This window comes from Natronospira sp., from assembly GCF_007134575.1.
GTDB classification, from domain to species: Bacteria; Pseudomonadota; Gammaproteobacteria; order Natronospirales; family Natronospiraceae; genus Natronospira; species Natronospira elongata.
Genome location: NZ_SLKM01000114.1, coordinates 1 through 16,664, shown reverse-complemented (window position 1 = coordinate 16,664; position 16,664 = coordinate 1). Strand labels below are relative to the sequence as shown.

Annotated in this window: 16 protein-coding genes; 8 read left to right on the top strand and 8 right to left on the bottom strand. The window is 62.1% G+C overall.

Annotated features, from left to right (window positions below; all coding sequences use genetic code 11):
* Nucleotides 1-280, bottom strand: a 280-nt coding sequence (locus tag ACJWXQ_RS04505; protein WP_406672256.1) for a DoxX family protein, incomplete at its 3' end; no start/stop codon positions are given.
* 126 nt (nucleotides 281-406) lie between these two features.
* On the opposite strand from ACJWXQ_RS04505, the gene ACJWXQ_RS04500 reads away from it, so the two are divergent.
* Nucleotides 407-1,324, top strand: a complete 918-nt coding sequence (locus ACJWXQ_RS04500) for a LysR family transcriptional regulator (protein ID WP_346051207.1) — start codon at nucleotides 407-409, stop codon at nucleotides 1,322-1,324.
* Here the strand turns inward: ACJWXQ_RS04500 and ACJWXQ_RS04495 are convergent.
* The 5 genes from ACJWXQ_RS04495 to ACJWXQ_RS04475 form a co-directional block, all read right to left on the bottom strand.
* Entirely contained in the window at nucleotides 1,296-1,745 is a 450-nt protein-coding gene (locus tag ACJWXQ_RS04495) for a host attachment protein (RefSeq protein WP_346051206.1), read from the bottom strand. The two genes, ACJWXQ_RS04500 and ACJWXQ_RS04495, sit on opposite strands and share 29 nt — an antisense overlap.
* Before the next feature lie 144 nt (nucleotides 1,746-1,889).
* Nucleotides 1,890-2,894: a serine/threonine protein kinase gene (locus ACJWXQ_RS04490; RefSeq protein WP_346051205.1), complete on the bottom strand. Its 1,005-nt coding sequence runs from the start codon at nucleotides 2,892-2,894 to the stop codon at nucleotides 1,890-1,892.
* Between the two features lie 15 nt (nucleotides 2,895-2,909).
* Entirely contained in the window at nucleotides 2,910-4,151 is a 1,242-nt protein-coding gene (locus tag ACJWXQ_RS04485; protein WP_346051204.1) for a threonine/serine exporter family protein, read from the bottom strand.
* Nucleotides 4,148-4,489: a DUF3301 domain-containing protein gene (locus tag ACJWXQ_RS04480; protein WP_346051203.1), complete on the bottom strand. Its 342-nt coding sequence runs from the start codon at nucleotides 4,487-4,489 to the stop codon at nucleotides 4,148-4,150. Before ACJWXQ_RS04480 ends, ACJWXQ_RS04485 begins: the two co-directional genes overlap by 4 nt.
* 11 nt (nucleotides 4,490-4,500) lie before the next feature.
* Nucleotides 4,501-5,676, bottom strand: coding sequence for a GGDEF domain-containing protein (locus tag ACJWXQ_RS04475; protein ID WP_346051202.1), 1,176 nt, complete (start codon nucleotides 5,674-5,676; stop codon nucleotides 4,501-4,503).
* A gap of 118 nt (nucleotides 5,677-5,794) precedes the next feature.
* Between ACJWXQ_RS04475 and typA the strand changes: the two genes are divergently transcribed.
* Together typA and dusA are read left to right on the top strand one after the other, a co-directional pair.
* On the top strand, nucleotides 5,795-7,609 hold the full coding sequence (gene typA, locus ACJWXQ_RS04470; RefSeq protein WP_346051201.1) for a translational GTPase TypA: 1,815 nt from the start codon (nucleotides 5,795-5,797) through the stop codon (nucleotides 7,607-7,609).
* A 59-nt stretch (nucleotides 7,610-7,668) separates the two neighbouring features.
* Nucleotides 7,669-8,676, top strand: coding sequence for a tRNA dihydrouridine(20/20a) synthase DusA (dusA, locus tag ACJWXQ_RS04465; protein WP_406672255.1), 1,008 nt, complete (start codon nucleotides 7,669-7,671; stop codon nucleotides 8,674-8,676).
* A 13-nt stretch (nucleotides 8,677-8,689) separates the two neighbouring features.
* On the opposite strand, the gene ACJWXQ_RS04460 is transcribed toward dusA, so the two are convergent.
* Nucleotides 8,690-10,144 (bottom strand): M28 family peptidase, encoded by a 1,455-nt coding sequence (locus ACJWXQ_RS04460; protein ID WP_346051199.1) that lies wholly within the window; start codon nucleotides 10,142-10,144, stop codon nucleotides 8,690-8,692.
* 129 nt (nucleotides 10,145-10,273) lie between these two features.
* On the opposite strand from ACJWXQ_RS04460, the gene ACJWXQ_RS04455 reads away from it, so the two are divergent.
* Nucleotides 10,274-11,098, top strand: a complete 825-nt coding sequence (locus ACJWXQ_RS04455) for a class I SAM-dependent methyltransferase (RefSeq protein ID WP_346051198.1) — start codon at nucleotides 10,274-10,276, stop codon at nucleotides 11,096-11,098.
* Nucleotides 11,099-11,119: 21 nt separating this feature from the next.
* On the opposite strand, the gene ACJWXQ_RS04450 is transcribed toward ACJWXQ_RS04455, so the two are convergent.
* A complete protein-coding gene (locus ACJWXQ_RS04450) occupies nucleotides 11,120-13,936 on the bottom strand; it encodes a protein kinase domain-containing protein (RefSeq protein WP_406672254.1) in 2,817 nt (938 codons plus the stop codon).
* A 655-nt stretch (nucleotides 13,937-14,591) separates the two neighbouring features.
* Between ACJWXQ_RS04450 and ACJWXQ_RS04445 the strand changes: the two genes are divergently transcribed.
* The 4 genes from ACJWXQ_RS04445 to ACJWXQ_RS04430 all read left to right on the top strand — a co-directional run bounded on the left by ACJWXQ_RS04445 (nucleotide 14,592) and on the right by ACJWXQ_RS04430 (nucleotide 16,165).
* The gene (locus ACJWXQ_RS04445; protein WP_406672253.1) at nucleotides 14,592-14,831 is read left to right on the top strand and encodes a DUF4160 domain-containing protein; all 240 of its coding nucleotides are present in this window, start codon (nucleotides 14,592-14,594) and stop codon (nucleotides 14,829-14,831) included.
* On the top strand, nucleotides 14,791-15,057 hold the full coding sequence (locus ACJWXQ_RS04440; RefSeq protein ID WP_406672252.1) for a DUF2442 domain-containing protein: 267 nt from the start codon (nucleotides 14,791-14,793) through the stop codon (nucleotides 15,055-15,057). The genes ACJWXQ_RS04445 and ACJWXQ_RS04440 overlap by 41 nt, the downstream gene beginning before the upstream one ends.
* Before the next feature lie 109 nt (nucleotides 15,058-15,166).
* A complete protein-coding gene (locus tag ACJWXQ_RS04435; protein WP_406672251.1) occupies nucleotides 15,167-15,493 on the top strand; it encodes a hypothetical protein in 327 nt (108 codons plus the stop codon).
* 117 nt (nucleotides 15,494-15,610) lie between these two features.
* Nucleotides 15,611-16,165: an ATP-dependent Clp protease proteolytic subunit gene (locus ACJWXQ_RS04430; protein WP_406672250.1), complete on the top strand. Its 555-nt coding sequence runs from the start codon at nucleotides 15,611-15,613 to the stop codon at nucleotides 16,163-16,165.
* Nucleotides 16,166-16,664: the final 499 nt, after the last annotated feature.

Genomic DNA, 16,664 nt, shown 5'->3' with positions numbered 1-16,664 from the left:
CCAGGTGGAACAGGAAACCGGCGATCACCGTAAAGGCTGCCAATGCCGCCGCTACCCAGCGTACCTTGAGGCCGAGAATGAGGGCCAGCCCGCCGCCAAGCTCCAGAATGATGGTGGGAAGCAGGAGAATGCCCGGCACGCCCATGGATTCCATGTAGCCCTGGGTTGCGGCGTAGCCGAAGCCCAGGCCGAAGCCGTCACCGATCTTGCCCAGTCCGGCAATGACGAAGATAAGGCCAAGCAGGATCCGGCCGACGAGATCAATTGCATTGTCTTTCATGATTTGCCTCCTTGAACGTGTGCAGTCCGTGTAGCTCACGGCTGGCTTTATTATGTATTGAGATTTTCGATTTAAAAGCGTAAAAGATGGATGCATTAGATCGAAAAATTCGATAAGGCGCTCAAGATGAAAAGTAACCTAGCCCAATGGCGGGCCTTGCAGGCGGTGGTTGACGAGGGGGGATTCGCGCGCGCGGCGGAAAAGCTCAATCGAAGCCAGTCATCGGTGAGCCATGCCGTGGCCCGTCTGGAGGAGAGCCTGGGGGTGCAACTGCTTCGCCAGGCCGGCCGGCGGGCCATATTGACGGAGGCGGGCACCATGCTGTTGCGCTCGGCCCGAAAGCTGCTCGCCGATGCCGGGGAGCTGGAGTCCCTGGCGGAGATTCTCGCCGAAGGTCAGGAAGCGGAACTGCATCTGGCAGTCGATGGCATTTTTCCATCCCCGTTGCTGTATCGTGCGCTGGGGCGATTTTCCCGCGAAGCGCCCGGCACCCGGGTGGAAGTCTTCGAGGAAGTCCTGGGTGGCGCCACGGAAGCGGTGGAGGCGGGGCAGGTGGATCTGGCGATAGCACCGTCCACACCGGCCGGCTATCTCGGCGAGCCCATCATGGATGTGGCCTTTGTCCCCGTGGCTCATCCCGATCATGCCCTTCACCGGCTCAAGCGGTCGCTTACCGGTGATGATCTGCGGCGCGATATTCAGGTGGTGATCCGTGATTCGGCCCGGCGATCGCGGCAGGATTCCGGCTGGCTGGGGGCACCGCGCCGCTGGACAGTGACCTCACTGCGGGCGGCAGCCGAACTGGTTGCGGCGGGAATTGGTTTTTCCTGGCTGCCCGAGCATCTGGCCGCCGAGGGCATGGAGAAGGGGGAACTCGCGCCACTGCACTTGCAGGACGGGGGCGGCAAACGCAGTCATCTCTACCTGATTCAGGCCCGCAGTACCGGCCCCGGCCCGGCCGCCCGACTGCTGGCCGACTGCCTGCGCCAGGCAGCGGCCGGCAGCCGGAGCCAGATCAGGCGGCCCGATCCAGATGCGTCTTGATTTGGTCCAGGCTCAGAGTGGAGATATCCTTGTTGATCTCCTGAGTTACCAGCGAGGCCGTCTGCTTGTCCAGACTGCGACGCAGATCACCCAGGAACCGTGGAGGGGCGGCGAGGATCAGTTTTTCGACCCCCGCTTCACGGGTCAGTTTGCCCAGTGTCTTGCCAAGCTCGTTGGCGAATGCCTTTTCCACTTGATGCGCTGCTTCGGCATGTTCACCCATCTGCGGTGAACCAACGCCTTTGCGATCATGGGTGTTGCCGTGTTTATCCGAGACCAGGTCCCGGCTTCGAAGTCGGCCCTCGGGGTTCACCAGGTCATGGATTTCCTCGAGTCCGCTGACATGGCCTTTGAAGTGGAGAATTCTGCCGCGGCTCGCATCGGCGACCACGACCCAGGTGAGAGGCATTTCAACCTTCATACACGCTGACTCCTTGTTTCTCGGCCCCGTTGCGGGGCGCCTGGGATTGGAGTGACAGAGTATTCACTCAGCATTGGGCAGTTCATTTCCCCTTTGCCCTGTTTCAATCTTGGGTGGGGTCGGGGTGCTTTTCAAGTCCATCTGTCACGGCCAGGCGGGATGCCATTCCAGGGGCGGTTCGTCGAGCTTGCCCAGTTGTTCTTGGAGCGACAGTACCTGGCGCTCCCAGAACCCGGTTTCGCCGAAGTCGGGAAAGGCGCGGGGGAAAGCGGGATCGGCCCATCGTTCCGCGATCCAGCCCAGAAAATGCAGGAGGCGAAGAGTGCGCAAGGCCTCGATGAGGCTCAACTCCCTCTGATCGAATTCCCGGAAGGCGGTGTAGCCGGCCAGCAACTGGGCCAGGCGGGCGGCCTGGTAGTCACGATCCCCCGACAGGTACATCCACAGGTCCTGGATTGCCGGGCCATTGCAGGCATCGTCCAGGTCCAGCAACCAGGGGCCGTCATCACGCCACAGCACATTGCCGGGATGGCAGTCGCCATGAATCCGCAAGGATCGCAATTCACCGGCCTCCTGGAAGCGCAATTGAATTCGATCGCTGATATGCCCGCTCAGGGCGGCCCAGGAAGCCATCAGATGATCCGGCATCAGGCCCACCTGCTCCACGCTGGCCAAGGCATGCTCGACCACTCGCCCGGGGTCGAATTCCCGCCGATGTCGAAACGGCTTGAGGGCGCCGATATTGTGCAGACGGGCAATCAAGCGGCCCATCTGGCGGAGGGCGGCATCATCATCCAGGGCCGGTGGGCGGCCGCCGATACTGGGGAATACCGCCAGGCGGTGGCCGCCGACCTGGATAAGTGACTGGCCGTTGGCCAATTCCAGTGGGGCCACCACCGGAAGCTCGGCTGCCGCCAGCTCGCGGGCAAATTCGTGCTCTTCGGCGATGGTCTCATCGGACCAGCGGCCCGGGCGGTAGAACTTGGCCACGATCAGCTCACCGCCTTCCAGGCCAAGCTGATAAACCCGGTTCTCATAGCTGTTGAGGGCGGTGATCCGTCCATCCGGCGTGAATCCGGCCGCTTCCAATGCGTCCAGGATCGCGCTGGGGGAGAGATCGGCATAGGCCTGCAGTGTCTGATCGGACATGCCGTTCCTTGATATCTAGAGTGAGCGACTGGGTGGCAGCAGGGCGCTGGCCAGGATCAGGCCGGTGCTGAGACCGGCCGCCACCAGGGCCACGGTAAAGCCGATCTGCACACCGCCCATGGCGTCCTGCTCCATCAGGGAGCTGAGCCCGCGGAAACTCAGACTGCCGGGGACCATCAGCATGATGCCCGGCACCTGGATCACCACTGCCGGTCGGTTGCGGTAGCGGGCGTAGAGGTTGCCCAGCAGGCCCACCAGCAGCGCCCCCACCAGTGCCCCCAGGCCGGGATTGAGCCAGTCGGAGACCCGGCCACCCACCTCCACGGCGAGGATGCCGGCCAGCATGATCCAGCCCAGTTTCCCCGGCTCGGCATTGAACAGAACGGTAAAGCCGATGGCGGCGGAAAGGATGGCCAGCCAGTGGGTCCAGGCCGGCAGGGCCAGACTGATCTCCTGGGGCCAGGGGCCGGTCATGAGCTGGCTCAGCTGGCTTCCCAGGGCCACGCCGAAACCGACGATGACCAGCGCCACCACGGCGCCGGCCATGCGCGAACTGCCGGCGACCAGATGGCCACTGGCCAGCTCCCGGGTTGCCAGGGTCAGCCCCAACCCGGGCATGAGCACGATCAGCCCGGCAATCAGCGCCAGATACACCGAGAACTCCGGCCAGATGAAGACCGCCGAGCCGCAGATCAGGGCAGACAGGAAGCCGGCCAGTGCCGGATAGAGGCGGGCCAGATTGGCCGAGCCGGACATCAGCAGCCCCAGGCCGCCGGTGAAAAAGCCCAGCAGGAAAGCCACGCCCAGCTCGATGACGCCGCCGCCAAAGAGGATGGCGATAGAGGCTGAAAACAGGGCCGGCGCCAACAGGCGAATGAGCAGGGGATAGACCGCCGGCGCCTCCATGATCTCGCGGACCTCGCGGATGGCGGCAACCGGACTCATGATGCCCCGGGACAGGGCCTCGATGACGTCATGAATCCGCGAGAGCTTGGCCAGATGGATCTCGGATTCGTCCACCCGGGCCATGAAACTGCGCTGTCGGCTGCCTCGGCCCAGGGCGGCAATGAAGGCCGTCGGGGTGCAGTAGAACTGGCCCTGCAAGCCCAGGCGTTGGGCCACCACCTTCATGGTGTCCTCAAGGCGATAGGCCGGTGCTCCCAGGCGCAGCAGGGCGCGGCCAATCTCCAGCACCAGTTCGGCGCGGCCCCGGCCTTCCCGGGTGCTGACGATTTCCGGGCGCTCGGTGCTGCTCATGGCCTTTTCTCCTCGTCGCTGAGCACCAGACCGGAGGGATAGTCCAGATGGACGCGGGCCACGCGGCGGCCATAAAGCTCGGCCTGGCCGGGGTGTCGATCAGTGCCATCGGTACTGAATTCGAAGCGGTAGCGGCGCTTGAAGCGCAGCCCCCGGTTGCCAAGCATCGGCCAGAAGGCGGCAATGGATACGGTCTGGTCCAGAAACTGAACGCCGGTGGACTTGCAGGTGCGGCGGGCCGCTTCAATGGCCAGTTCCCGGGCCGCCAGACTGTCTCGCCAGAACCAGGCGATCACACCAAACAGCACCAGCACCATAATATGCGAGGGTTGCAACACGTTTCCGCTTCCTATTCGTCAATCTCAACACGATTGCGGCCGGCGGCCTTGGCGCGGTAGAGCGCCTGATCCGCCCGCTTGATGACCGCCGCCGGCGTCTCCCCTCGGCGGGGCATGGCCAGACCAAAGCTTGCCGTGATCTTGATGCCGCGGCCACCCCCCTTGCCGCGTTGCTTGCGACGACGCTGGCTGGTCCGGAGCCGGAAGGGGCGCTCGGCAAGCGCCCGCCGCTGCTCCTCCAGAAAGTCTTTCAGCCGAGCGAGGGGGCGGCGCCGGAAAACCAGGGTGAATTCCTCGCCACCGTAACGATAGGCGCGGGCACCGCGAGTGCCCGCCAGGGTTTCCGCGACCCGGCGCAAGACCTGGTCCCCCGCATCATGGCCGTGGCGGTCGTTGAATCGCTTGAAGTGGTCCACGTCGACCATGCCCACTGGCCGTGGCCCGGCCCGCAAGCGAAGCTCCAGGGCGCGGCGGTTGGGGAGCCCGGTGAGCTCGTCCCGAAAGGCAAGATGCCAGGCGTGCAGCAACAGGCCCGCCCAAAGCAGCAACAGCATGGGGGCGATGGCCAGTCGCAATGGCGGCTCCGTCCCCAGCGCTCCCGTCAGAGGCAACAAGCAGAGCGAGGCAGCCAGCAGGCCAGCCCGCAGGGGATCCGGTCGCCAGCCTTGCAGTACCGTCACGGCCAGCGCACACAGCAGCACGGCGACTGCCGAGCGTGTCAGGGCCAGGCTGCGGCCAGCCAGCTCGAACTCGGCCAGGGGGCGGGCAACCAGCATGGGCAGGGCAATATCGCGCAGCATCAGGCCCAGCATGAGCACGGCCAGGCCAGCGGCCAGCCACAGTATGGGGCCGGTCGGCCCGCGCTCCGGGAGCACGGCGGCGCCAGCCAGCACCAGGGCGGTGATCAGCACGGCGAGTGCCTGGTGGCCGGCCGATCGGGCGAGCAGGTCGGTGTCGCCCAGCATTGGCAGGCCGATCACTGCCGCCAGGGCCAGCACATGCCGCCACTGCCCGAACAGGGCGGCCAGGGCCATGCCGGCCAGGCCCAGGGCGGTCAGGGGCCAGCGCCAGACAGACAGCTCGGCGGCCGTCGCCTCCAGCGCCGGCAGATAGGCCAGAAACAGCAGGGGCGCGAGCAGGGCGGGCAGTAATCCCCAGAGAAAATGGCGTGTCAGCAAATGTCCCATCGGATGTCTTTTGGCGGCTTGACCGCCCATGGTAACGCAAACGTTTCGGTTGTTACCGAATCACATGTTATAATGCCCGGCTAACATTTCTTCTTTATCCCACCTCGGTGCATTCTCAGTGATTGAAAGACTTCGCAACGTAGCCATCGTCGCGCACGTCGACCATGGCAAGACCACGCTCGTGGACAGGCTTTTGCAGCAGTCCGGAACCCTCGATCGGGCAGAGACACTGCCGGACCGCGCAATGGACTCCAATGATCTGGAGCGCGAACGCGGCATTACCATTCTGTCCAAGAACACCGCCATCGAATGGCAGGACTACCGCATCAACATCGTCGATACCCCGGGTCACGCCGACTTCGGTGGCGAGGTCGAGCGGGTTCTGTCCATGGTGGATGCCTTTGTGCTGTTGGTGGATGCGGTGGACGGGCCCATGCCCCAGACCCGTTTTGTCTGTCAGAAGGCCTTCGAGCATGGCTTGAAGCCCATCGTGGTCATCAACAAGATCGACCGCCCCGGCGCTCGCCCGGACTGGGTGCTGGACCAGACCTTCGATCTGCTGGACCACCTGGGTGCTGATGAAGACCAGCTCGACTTCCCGGTGGTCTATGCCTCGGCCCTGAACGGTTGGGCCTCGATGGATGGCGAGGAAAGCGGCGACATGGAAGCCCTGTTCCAGACCCTGGTGGAGCAGGTCCCCCCGCCCAAGGTGGACCCGGACGCCCCCCTGCAGTTGCAGGTGACGTCCCTGGATTACTCCAGCTACCTCGGCGCCATAGCCGTGGGCCGGATTCGTCAGGGCACCCTGAAGACCAATTCCCAGGTCGTGGTCATTGATCGCGACGGCAAGCAACGCAAGGAACGGGTGGTCAAGGTCTTCGGCTTCCTGGGCCTGGACCGGGTGGAGGCCGAATCGGCCTCCGCCGGCGATATTGTGGCCTTCAGCGGCATCGATTTCCCCCGGGTGTCCGACACCGTCTGTGACCCGGAGCACCCCGAGGCCATGACCCCGCTGACCGTGGATGAACCCACCATCAGCATGACCTTCGAGACCAATACCTCGCCCTTTGCCGGCAAGGAAGGCAAGTATGTGACCAGCCGCCAGGTGCGGGATCGTCTCATGCGCGAGACCATCCACAATGTGGCGCTGAAGGTGGAAGACACCGACGATCCGGAGCGCTTCAAGGTCTCCGGCCGGGGCGAGCTGCATCTCTCCATTCTGCTGGAAAACATGCGCCGTGAAGGCTACGAGCTGGCCGTCTCCCGCCCGGAAGTGATCGTGCGCGAGATTGACGGTGTGAAGCAGGAGCCCTGGGAACTGCTGACCGTGGACCTGGATGAGACCACCCAGGGTGCGGTGATGGAAGCCCTCGGCGAGCGCGGCGGCCAGATGGACAATATGGCCCCCGATGGCAAGGGCCGTGTGCGCCTGGACTACCGGATTCCGGCCCGGGGCCTGATCGGCTTTCAGACCGATTTTCGCACCCTGACCTCCGGCACCGGCATCATGCACCATGTGTTTGATCGCTATGGCCCGCTGAGCAATGCCAATCTGGGTGCCCGTCGTAACGGTGCCCTGATTTCCAACGGCCAGGGCAAGGCCGTGGGTTTCGCCCTGTTCAACCTGCAGGAGCGCGGCAAGCTCTTCGTGTCACCGGGCGACCCGGTCTATGAAGGGCAGGTCATTGGCATTCACACCCGGGACAATGACCTGACGGTGAACCCCCAGAAGGCCAAGCAGCTCACCAATGTGCGGGCCTCCGGCAAGGACGATGCCATCCAGCTCACCCCGCCCATCAAGCTGACCCTTGAGCAGGCGCTGGAATTCATCAACGATGACGAGCTGATTGAAGTGACACCGGAGAGCCTTCGGGTTCGCAAGCGCTGGCTCAAGGAGCACGAGCGCAAGAAGGCGGCCCGGGAGGCGAGCTGAGCAGCCTGGAAAACAAACGGTTATCTGGCAGTATTGATCAAGGCTGCGGGCACTTCGATATGCATATGCCTGAAACCGACAACTTCAAGCCCCTCGATCGGCGTCTGTCCGTTGCACCCATGATGGAATGGACGGATCGGCATTTCCGATACTTTCTGCGCCTGATCAGTCGGCAGACGCTGCTGTACACGGAAATGGTGCACGCTCGTGCGGTGGTCAACGGAGACCGGGAGCGCTTGCTGGGTTTCTCCGGCTGCGAGCATCCCCTGGCTCTGCAACTGGGTGGCTCGGAGGCATCGGTGCTGGCGGATGCCGCCGCCATCGCGCAAGAGTGGGGCTATGACGAGGTCAATCTCAATGTCGGCTGCCCCAGTGACCGGGTCCAGTCAGGGCGTTTCGGCGCCTGTCTGATGCGGGAACCGGACACCGTGGCCGCCTGCGTCGCTGCCATGCAGGACCGTGTGGACATACCGGTCACCATCAAATGCCGAATCGGGGTGGATGAACAGGACAGCGACCAGGCATTGGCCGCCTTCGTTGATACCGTCAGTCGCGCCGGCTGCCGCCACTTCATCGTTCACGCCCGCAAGGCCTGGCTCAAGGGCCTGAGTCCGAAGGAGAACCGGGAGAAGCCGCCCTTGAACTATGAGCGGGTTGAGCGGCTGGCGGCGGAATTCCCCGGGCTGGAGATCGCCATCAACGGCGGCATCGGCGGGCTGGACCAGGCCGAAGCGTTCTTGAAGCAATTCCATGGCGTGATGATCGGCCGGGCCGCCTGCAGCAATCCCTGGCTGCTGGCGGAAGCCGGCGGGCGAATCTTCAAGCGCAACACGGCACCGGAAAGCCGGACGGCAGTGGCCCTGGCCTATGCCGACTACTGCGCCGACATGCACCAGGCCGGTGTTCCCCGCAGCATGCTGCTGCGAAATATCCACGGCCTGTTCCAGGGCGTGCCCGGCGCCCGTCAGTGGCGCCGGACCCTGTCTGAATCCATGAGCGGCAAGCTTGCCCCGGACGCCATCATCCATCGTGCCTTGGACGCGGTACCGGCAACGGACGCTGCCTGATAGTTACCAGGCCTCAGTCATCAGCGTCAGGGGTTGGCCGAAGCTCGACATCCATATTGGCTGCCATCCAGGTCAGCGCCGCATAGACCGCCACGTTCTGGCGAAGTTGTTCCGGGTCCACCTTGTCCAGAGTGTCGTTGATGGTGTGGTGGATGTCGAAATAGGGTGCGGCATCCTGAAGCGGATCCAGGACAGGCATGCCGAGGGCACGCAGGGGAATGAAATCGGGAATGCCATAGCCCTCATTGCTACCCATTTCCACACCCAGCGGTTCAATCAACTGATGCAGGGCGCGGGCCACGGGCATGGCGTCTTCATTGATGACCGTATCGAATCGCCAGACTTCGAACGCACCCAGGTCAGCCCCAATCCCCACATAATGTTCATCAATGCGGTTGCGCCGGTTCTCCGCATAGGTGCGGGCGCCTGACAGGCCGAATTCCTCATTGGCGAACAAAACCACGCGAATGGTCCGGCGCGGCTGTTCATCCATCTGGCGAATCATGTGTGCCACCGTGGTCACAATGCCGACACAGGCCGCCGCATCATGAGCGCCGGGAGTGATGTCCCAGGAATCCAGGTGAGCCCCCAACAGCACCACCCCGGCATCGGGATCCGAGCCGGGAATCTCGCCAATCACATTGGCGGACGTCGTGGGCTCCAGATTGCGTGATGTCAGACGCAAGCGAAGGGTAACCGGGCGCCCGGTCTCAATCTGCCGTTCCAGCAAGTCCGCATCCGGGTTGGACAGGGCCGCCGCCGGGATGCGTTTGACGTCCTCGGGGAATCGGGTGCCGCCGGTATGGGCGACGCGCTGGTCGGAGCTGCCAATGGAGCGAATCACCGTGGCCACCGCACCCTTCTCAGAAGCGAGGGCCGGCCCGGCCGAGCGATTGGCGACCGCTTCCGAATAACCGGAAGGGTCCCGGCGGCGTTCCATTCGCTGACTGAAGAAAACGATATGCCCCTCGACCTGGGAACGGCTGAGGGATTCCAGCTCCTCCAGATCATGGACCTGCAGTACCGGTGCCTCGATTCCTTCTTCGGGTGTGCCGATGGAGCCGCCCAGGGCAACCGCCACCAGCTCCTGCGGGTAGGGTGCGGTGATCTCTGCCGAGATTTCGCCTCGCACCCAGCGGGGCACTTCCACTTCCTCGGCCTGGATATTCTGAAAGCCCAGTTCCCGGAACTGTGTCAGTGCCCAGCTCACCGCTGCCCGGTCGCCGTCAGTACCGGCGAATCGCGGGCCCACCTTGGTGAGAAGCTCCTCGGTCAGGTCCCAGGCCAGTTGGTCTTCCAGGCCCTGCTGCTTGAGACTGCGGGCGGTCTCCAACAGATTCGACGGGAGTTCGGCGATCTCTTTTTCGGCATCTGCCTGGTCGTTGATGTCCGCTTCCGCCAATGCGACGGCGGACAGCGGGAGGGCCAGCAGGCCGGTGAACAGGGCCGAAAGTAACTGCCTGGACATGAAAGACACTCCAATCCCGATAGTGGTGATTTGCCAAGGGGCGGACGCGGCCGGGGAATCCAAGTACAATGCGGCGGCCCGCCCAAAAGGGCGACATTATCACAGGAATAGCCACTACCGGGGAAGATGATGGCCAGCAAGCAGAAGCGTCGAGGCAAACCCAGAATGGCCGATGAGGCCGACCGCCATGTCCTTTACGAGTCCTCCGTACAGGAGCCCGAGGCGGAAATGGACTTCGTTGAGGCCACCTTCGAGGAAATCCGTGGCCGGGAAGCGAAGAGTTTACGCGAGGATTTCTGCGGAACCGGTTTCTCCTCGGCGGAATGGGTTCGGCGCAACCCGGAACATACCGCCGTGGGCGTGGATATTGACGCCGAGGTGCTGGCCTGGGGCCGGGACAACCACATTGCCCGCCTGCCGGCCGAGGCACGCAGCCGAATTCGCCTGATCGAGGCGGACGTGTTGACCGCCGAAACCGAAGCCGTGGATGCCTTGCTGGCCATGAACTTCAGCTACTACCTGTTCAAATCCCGGGACCAGCTCAGAAAGTATTTCGAGCGTGCCCGAGAAAACCTGGTTGAGGACGGCGTGCTGTTCCTGGACGCCTTCGGCGGCTATGACGCCTTCCGTGAACTGGAAGAAGAACGGGAATGTGACGGCTTCGATTACATCTGGGACCAGGCACACTATGACCCCATCACCGGGGACATGACCTGTCATATCCACTTTGCCTTTCCGGATGGCTCGGAAATGAAAAAGGCCTTCACCTATCACTGGCGCATGTGGACGCTGCCGGAGATTCAGGAGATTCTCCGCGAGGCGGGATTCCCCCGGGTCACGGTTTACTGGGAGGGCACCGACGAGGAGACCGGGGAAGGGGATGGCGAATTCACCCCGGCCGCCCACGGCGAAGCCGATGCCGGCTGGATCTGTTACGTGGTGGCCGAGCGCTAGGCGCTCGCCCACTCCGGGGCCTCAGGTGCCCGCGTGCTGGCGCAGCATGTGGGAATCGGGCAGCAGCAGATGGCCGCGTCGGCCCAGGTCTCTCGCCCGCTCCCGATCCCCTTCGGCAATGGCTTCCTCGATGGCGGAGAGATAGAGGCTTTCCAACTGCTCTTCCAGCTCTTCATGCCAGCCACGACCCGGCCGCATCCAGGTCAGCATCTCGCGCCAGGCGAGCAGTAGCTCGCCGCTCCAAACCGGCGTCATTCGGGGGTCTTCCACCAGGGCCTCGACCTGCTCGCGTCGTTCTGTCAGTCCCTGACGTTCAGCTCTCAAGGAAGCAGGGTGATAATCAGCGGCCAACTGCGCCCGGGTCAGTTCCCGGCGCGCGGTGGCCAATTGGTCGGTAGGCCACATGACCGCTGTGTCCCGGATGAACTCATTGGCTTCCGCCCAGCGTTCTTCCTCTATCAATTGGTCCAGTTCCCGAGCCATCAAGCTGCCAATGATCCCGCTGTGTTCCACGATCAGCGGATGGCTACCCGTATGGACCAGCAGGGCGCGCCAGTCGTCCTTGAGCGCCAGGGCTTCCTCCACACTGGTCACCGGCAGGCCCCGCTCGACCGCCGGCAGCAGGTCCGCGGCGGCCTGCTCGGCTGCCCGGGTTTCCGCCTGGACCAGTGCTTCTCGCAAGGCTTCGGAGATCACCGCCTGATCGTCGAATATCCGCTCGCCGGCTTCCACAAGCTCACGTACCCTGACCGGGTCGGCCTCGGCGACGGCCTCTGCCGCGGCATCACGATAATGACCGTGCCAGTATTCCGTGTCGGCCATTTCGTGATCCGTCTGCAGTCGTTGCAACTGGTTCAGCAGAGTGGGCACATCGTCCTCTTCCTCGCGGATACCCAATGCGCCCTGGTCGGCAAGCGCCTGCAGTCGGGCCGTGATCGTGTTCACAAACGCCGTTTCCGCCGCTTCCACCTCGGGGCGAAGGGCGCGTAATGCCTGGGCTTCCGGGAAGTGACGGAGGCCTTCGGTCAACAGCAGATCCGCTTCCAGGGGGTCATTGTCATCAATGGCGCGCTCCACGGCATTGGCATAGTGCCTGACCGCCGAGTCCTCCACCCGGGGGAGAATGGCTTCCCGCTCATCCGCATCCAGCATTCTCAGGCTGCCGCGCAGGGCAGGCCATCCTTCCTGATCGATGGACGCTGCCTGCTGTTCATGCTGACGGCTCTCCAGCCAGTTCTGCAGCGGTATCCAGGCAGCAGCCACTGCCACCACCACCCCTGCGGCCGCCGCCAGAGGCGCCTTGGGCAGCGGGCCCCGCCGGATGGCCAGGTCTTGCATGAATTCATCGACAGAGTTCGGGCGGTCGCTCCGGTAGACCGCAAAGCCTTTTGCCAGCACCTTGCGTTGATACCGGGTCAGGCCTTTGATTCGCGGGGTGGGCAGATCCTTCTCCAGCCGCCGCAGACCCGATTGACCATTGAACGGGTGGCCACCATTGAGCAGGCCTGCCGTGATACAGGCCAGGGCATAGATATCATCGGCCGGCGTCGGCGGGGCGCCTTCCATGACTTCAAGGGTGAGGTAGGCGTCCATGGGGTCCATCTGTTCGATCTCCGTGGACCCGGCCTGCGAGCCTGGCGGCTCCTTGCCAAACAATGCCAGCCGCAAGCCAAAGTCACCCACCTTGATCCGGTCTTCTTCGTCGATCAGTATGCTGGCGGGTTTCAGATCGCCATGGCAGACATCGGCTTGGTGAGCCACCTTCAGCGCTTCGGCGATCTGCCCGATGATTTTCATTGCCCGATCCACGGGCAGGCCCTTGACGCATTCACGCCGGATGAACCGGGCCAGCGTCATGCCGGCGGGCAATTCCGTCACGATCCAGGCTTGGCCCTCATCCCGGTGCAAGGCACTGGGGTTGAGCAATCTCTGATGCTGCAGCCGACGCATGCGCTTGATGATTGCCTCGGTGCGGCGCAGCACGTCCTCTCGGCCTGCCAGGGCGGACGGCAATATACGGATGCCGCACATCTGTTCATTGGGGTCGGTGCTCTCGCTCTCCAGGTCCCGTGCCCGGTAAACCGCGCCATAGGGGTCATGGCTGACCCGGGACAGCAGCTCGAAGCGCCCACCCAGCAGCGCCCCCACCATGGTTGTGGTTCGGCCCACACCCCGGGGTTCATCGTCGTCAGTCGGGCCCTCATCCGGCCGGCTTTCATGGCTAGAGGGAAGCGAACCGCGGGTTTCCATCACCACCTGGTGATCGGGATCAGCGTCCGCGTCCTCCGTGTCCGCCGGCCCATCGTCTTCGGATGCAGAGGCCGTGGCTTCTTCGCCAGACTCCTCGGGCTGAATGGGGGGCAGTCCGCCTTTATCCTCGGATCGGCCGGTGATCTGATCCATGGCCCCGGTGGCACCAGCGGGCGGCTTGTCTTCCTGGGGGCCTTCATCGGCAGCCCCGTCCTCCTCTGACGCGGAATCATCATCGACAAGCTCCACGCCACCGCGGGGCTTGGCCGGCTCTTCGGCCGGTTCCAGGCTCAGTTCCAGCAAGTCGTCATCACCCTGCTTGTTGTCACCCGCACCATTACTGTCGCTCGGCGTCTGCAGCTCGGCCAGGCCCGGCCCGGCGCTGTGGAGCTGGTCGAGACACTCGCGAATTGTCCGGGCCTGGGAGGAGGGCAGCCCCTTCTGCTGGGACAGGTCCACCCGGTCGTAAAGGCCCTGCAGTTCCGAATCGGACTCTATTTCCCCCACACGCTTTCTAATCTCTTCCACTGCGGGGCCGAGAGCAATCTCCTCGTTCCGCAGCTCTTCGAGAATATCGTCAATGACCATGCGTCTCCCCAAGACCCTGAATGGACGGCTATTGCAAGATTTTGGTCATATTGCCACGCCTAATACAAGGCCGCAGCACAAAGACCCACAGGCAGACGAACCTCACCTGCTCAGTGTGGACAAAAAAGCCCACCTTCCAGAGAAGACGGGCCCGGCCACCTGAATACGCCGGTCGCCACGTGAAAATCCATCCAAATCCGCTATGCTTGTCTGAAAGCCACGGACAGGCGAGCCTGAATGCCTAGACCGACCCCAAACAGCCCCAGACCCGACCGCAAGCCAACGGCAGGCGACCTGCCGGCCTGTCGGCCCCCGCAAGCCCTTCTACCGCAACCCCCGCCAAACCGCATCAAGGCACCGTATCCGTCACGAGTGACGACCTCACAGAGATGCCTCGTGGCAAGTTGGGTGTCGGTCGCCAACCGGGTGCGGCAAACGGTGTCGATAGGCGCTGTGCATACATACAGTATCATTGGTTTCACAAAATGCGGAAGTCAAACGAATACAGGGAAATCCCCGGCAAAAACCGCTAGGGTGTTGATGAAAGGAGAATTTTGGAATCCCGAATTGCGGAAGGCGCGGAGTTATGCGGAAGTCGCGATATTGCAATAACACCGCCAGCGGTCCATTTAGCTGTTATGTACAAGGAGGCTAGGTGAGTCCTACAGTATTCAGAGAAAAGGGATATCGGTTTTTCTTCTTCTCCCGAGAAGAGCCGCGGATGCATGTTCATGTGATATCGGGAGATGGAGAAGCCAAGTTCTGGCTAGAACCTGAGCTTCAACTGGCCCGCAACTATCGGTATAGCCGGCCACAACTGAAAGAGATCGAATCCCTAATAGAGGTGCATTACGATGAGCTTACCAACGCTTGGAAACAGCACTTCGGAAGTTGAGGTGACCAATATTTCGAGTCACGGCGTGTGGCTTCTTGCTCACGATAAGGAGCTTTTCATGCCCTATGAGGAATTCCCGTGGTTTAAGGACCAGCCGGTAAAATCGATCCTCCATGTCGAGGAGCCTTCGCCAGGTCATTATTACTGGCCGGACCTCGATGTCGATTTAACGGAGGAGATTATCGAGCACCCGGAAAGGTTCCCAAACCGTGCGAAAAGTACATAACCATGCCTTGCAGCCGACAGCGGCTCCGCTCCGCTCTGCCGCTGCTGGCTGAAGGCAGGCGTTGGGCCGCAGGCCGCGTCCTACTGGAAAAGTCAGGATGGAAAAGTAAGTGGTTCCGCCAATAATCGTCAATGAGAATGGTGATATTCAGCTTTTTCGGTCGATGGAGGAGGCTGGTAGGGCGATGGAGCCCATTGATGTCCGTAATGAAGAGTACAAGGCATACGACGCTGAAGGGTATCCACTGCACCTCGATGTCGAGGGAAACCTCGTCGTCATCACTGATCGTCAGGGTGATGGATGCCAGAAAGAGGAGTTGGAGCGCGATCTGCGGAGCTTCTTGGAGAGGGCTCGTACAGAGGTGCCTGGAGTCGGCGGCATGCGGCTCGAAGACCTAATTCGAGTTTATGTCGAGGAGTTTGGTTATGCGATATAGGCCCAACAAGGCGCTCGAGTTCGCTCCGGCCCTGGCCGGGCCTCCGCCGGACGGGTTTTTCGCTCCGCTACAAACCCGCCGCTCAGCTCGGCGTTGGGGCGCGAAGGGAGAGTAGCAATGACGACCGCATATGTTAGCTACTACGATGTCATAAATGAACAGAAGGCCAAGAGCCTCATGCAGGCGAGTAGTGAAATACTTGCGCAGACAAAAGCTAGCAAAATGCATTTCCTGTTTTCCTCGCAGGGTGGCTCAGTCGACGCGGGGGTTGTTCTCTATAACTTCTTTAGGGCTTTGCCGGTTCCAATGGTGATGCATAACATCGGCAGCATTGACTCAATTGCGAATGTGATATTTCTCGCTGCCGATGAGCGCTACGCGAACGCAAACTCGACGTTCTTATATCATGGAATCAATTGGAATTTTTCGAAGGGGTCTTCGCTCTCCTGGACGCAGCTTCAAGAAACAGTCAGCAGATTCAAGGGCGATGAGGGAAAGATCATCGACATCATCAGTCAGAGAACCGCGCTTACAGCCGAGGAGCTAAAGGCGCTTTTCCATCAAGGAGAGACAAAGGGGGCAGCCTTTGCCGAGGAGAAGGGCATTATTCAAAGTGTTGAAGACATAAAGGTTCCTGCCGGCGCACCCTTCTTCGCGTTGAATTTTGCGTAGCACAATGCGCCCCAACAAGAGATTGCACGGGACAGCGTGTTCGCTGCGCTCACCCTCTGCCCGTGAACCTAGGCGTTAAGTGTTATGGAGATATCTGAGTCAAAGGTTTTTGCTCTGTTCACAACTACCGGCGTCGTATGCGCCTTCGGTTTGTTGATTGTATTTGGCCCAAGTCCAGAGGATGAGGTCCAGGTTGTATCCGGAATACACCCTTGGGAGAACTTCATAATCGGTTATGGCCTGCTCGCCATGTTTCTAAACATTTTCGTGGCGGCATTTGATGCGTTTTCTCTCGGTTACAAGTGGTGGGGGTGGCTCAGTATATTTGCTTGGCCCGTTTCATTCGTGTTCGTCTGGCTATCAGTTTTCGGCTATTTTCGTAAACGAGGCTCGCATGAAAACACTTAACAAGTCGCTCGAGTTCGCTCCGGCCCTGGCCGGGCCTGCGCCGGACGGGCTTTCCGCTCCGCTCCAAGCCCGCCGCTCAGCTCGGCGTTAT